The 2,623-nt window shown below is 77.0% G+C and carries 2 protein-coding genes; one reads left to right on the forward strand and one right to left on the reverse strand.

Annotation, left to right across the window (positions count from 1 at the left end; genetic code table 11):
• Positions 1 to 120 precede the first annotated feature (120 nt).
• Positions 121 to 1,494 carry a lytic transglycosylase domain-containing protein gene (locus tag ACFRAR_RS31190; protein ID WP_380702278.1) on the reverse strand — a complete coding sequence of 458 codons (1,374 nt, stop codon included), beginning with the start codon at positions 1,492 to 1,494 and terminating at the stop codon, positions 121 to 123.
• 574 nt (positions 1,495 to 2,068) lie between these two features.
• Here ACFRAR_RS31190 and ACFRAR_RS31195 point away from each other — a divergent pair.
• Positions 2,069 to 2,452: a hypothetical protein gene (locus ACFRAR_RS31195; RefSeq protein ID WP_380702280.1), complete on the forward strand. Its 384-nt coding sequence runs from the start codon at positions 2,069 to 2,071 to the stop codon at positions 2,450 to 2,452.
• Positions 2,453 to 2,623 lie beyond the last annotated feature (171 nt).

Consider the following 2,623-nt stretch of genomic DNA (forward strand, 5'->3'; position numbering starts at 1 on the left):
CTCACTTCCCTGTCCGTGTGGCGGGTGTTGTAATTTAACCTCTCACCCCCGGGGGCGCGGTCGGGCTTCCTCGCCGGGGGGGGGGGGGGGGGGGGGGGGGGGGCCCCCCCGCCCCTGTGGTCACTTCGTCGGCGCGGCCGACGGCGAGAGCGCGGCGCTGGGGGTGGTGCTGGGCGCGCCGCTCGGGGTGCCCGTGGCGGTCGCGGTCGCGGTCGCGGTGGGGGTGGGGCAGCCCGGGGCGGGCGTCTCCGTCGGGGTGCCGCTGGGCGCGGCGGTCGGGGACGGGGAGCCCGTCGGGGACGGCGTCCCGGTGGGTGTGGCCGTGGCCGTCGGGTCCGGGCAGCCCGTGGGTGTGCCGGTCGGGGTGCCGGTGGGCGTCCCGGTCGGGGTGCCGCTCGGGTGCGCCGTCGGGGAGGTGCTGCCGCCCGGGGTGGTCGTCGGCGTCGCGGACGGGGAGGTGGTGCCGCCGGGCGTGGGCGTGCCGCCCGGGGTGGTGGTCGGCTGGGCGCTCGGCGACTGGCCCGGGGTGGGCGTGACCGGGACCGTCGGCTGCGGCTCCGTGCCGGGCGTGCCGCCGGTGCCCGGGGTCGACCCGCCGGCGGGAGGCTGCGGGCCGGGCGGGACCAGGGGCCCCGGGCGGTTCGGCACCGTGGTGACCGTGCCGCTGCCGTAGTGCGCCATCCAGTTGCGCACCGTCCGCAGGTACTCGCCGGAGTTGTTGTAGCTGAGGATGGCCCGGTCGAGCTGCGCCGGGTCGGAGAGGTCGCGGCCGCCCGCGCACAGGTAGCGGCCGGCGGTCTCGGCGGCGTCGAAGATGTTGTTCGGGTCGGCCTTGCCGTCGCCGTTGGCGTCCACGCCCCAGGAGGCCCAGGTGGACTGGATGAACTGCATCGGCCCGACGGCGCGGTCCCAGCGGGCGTCGCCGGAGTAGCGGCCGCCGTCGGTGGCGGGTATCGCGGCGAAGCCGTTGCCGTCCAGCAGCGGGCCGAGGATCGGCGTCAGGGTGGTGCCGGCCGCGTCCACCTGGCCGCCGTTGGCCTGGCCGGACTCGACCTGGCCGATCGCGGCCAGCAGCTGCCAGGGCAGGTGGCAGCCCGGCGAGCGCTGCGCCAGCGAGGCCTCGGCCTGGCGGTAGGCGGCGAACACGGTGGCGGGCAGCGCGGGACCGCCGGCCGTGAACGGGCCCGCCGAGGGCAGGCCGGGCAGTGCGCCGGGCGGCTGCGGGAGCTGGACGGTGCCGCCGCCGTCGGCGGGGGCGCCGGTGGCCGGGGCGCCGGTCGGACCGTCACCGCCCGGCAGGAAGCGGCCCGCGCTCTGGTCGGCGGCGCCGTTCGTGGGGCCGACGTCGGCGGCCGCGACCGGGGCGAGTCCGATGCCCGTCACCTGAGAGCCGGTCAGGGCGGCCAGCGCGGCGAAGGCCGCCGCCGTCCCCGTGACCCGCTTGCCGATCCGGAGCTTCCGTCCGCCTTCGGTCTTGCCGATCCGCACCGTCATCCGCATACCCCTCCCCGTCGCCGTCCGGATCCTCCCGGAACGGTTGAGTTGCCGTCATCGTGCCCGCCCCGTGATGAGGACGGGACCCCCGCCGGGACGATTAGTATCACGACGATCTGACAGGGACAGGGTGACCGAGAGGCGGACCGGGGCCCTCCTAGGGGTTAACTCGGCACCTCAGTAGGGGTGGGCCCGGGCGCCCTGCCGTGCCCGGGCCCTGCGGCCGCCGCTTCCCCCGTTCGCCGTGGCGGTCAACTCGCCTGCCGGAGCGGCATGTTGACCGGTATCGCCGGTGGTGGGACGGGCGCTCGCGGGCGCCGTACCGGCGGTTCGGAGCGCGGGGGTGGTGCGTGCGCGGTGTTTCGGGCTCCCGGCGCCGCCTGCCGCCGGACCCCGCTGACCTGCCGGAACGTCGGACGCCGGGCTCGACGCCCCCTAGCAGGACGGGCCCCCGGGCGCCAGGGGGCGGGCCCGACTCGGCCCTGGACGGGTGACGTTCTGGTGAAAGTGGGCATGCCAGGAATCACCGCCCGGCATGCTGTGCCGCGTGATGATGCGGATGGAGGTCCAGACCGTGAGCGCGAACCTGCCGGAGACCCTCGCCGAGGGAACGGTGGTCCTGCCGGCCCCCCCTCGGGTGGTGGACGACCTGGCCCGTGACCTGACCCAGGCCGCCGCGGCCGTCCGGGCGGTGTCGCGCAGCTTCCGCTCCGACACGGACGTCGCGGTCGCCGCGTACACCGCGGTGGTGTGCACCGGGCGGTCGGCCGCCCGGGCCCTGGAGGAGGCCGCGGCCTGGTGCCGGCAGGCCCCCGAGGCGGAGGTGCACTCGCTGGCCTGGGCGCGGGTGCCGGGGCACCGGGAGGGCGTCCACGAGTACCGCGTCACCATCGCCGTCAGCTTCCCCGACGCCGAGACCGGCGAGTACCTGGGGGACACCCACCACGCCCACCGCTGAAGTCGTATCATCACCCCCATGGTTGAGGGGGGTACGAACGACGTGGTGCGGGGTCCGGGAACCGGTCCGAGCGGCCCGGAGGCCGGGGCGGACACCGGCGGCCCGCGGGGCACCATCCTGATCGAGCTGGTGCGCGCCCGCGAGTACCTGGCGCAGGAGGACGCGGCGATG

Origin of the sequence: Kitasatospora sp. NPDC056651, from assembly GCF_042792155.1 — a bacterium.
GTDB lineage: Bacteria > Actinomycetota > Actinomycetes > Streptomycetales > Streptomycetaceae > Kitasatospora.

What these genes read in the sequence shown, in the direction of transcription:
- ACFRAR_RS31190 (WP_380702278.1), bottom strand. Translation starts at nt 1,494, where the DNA reads ATGACGGTGCGGATCGGCAAGACCGAAGGCGGACGGAAGCTCCGGATC.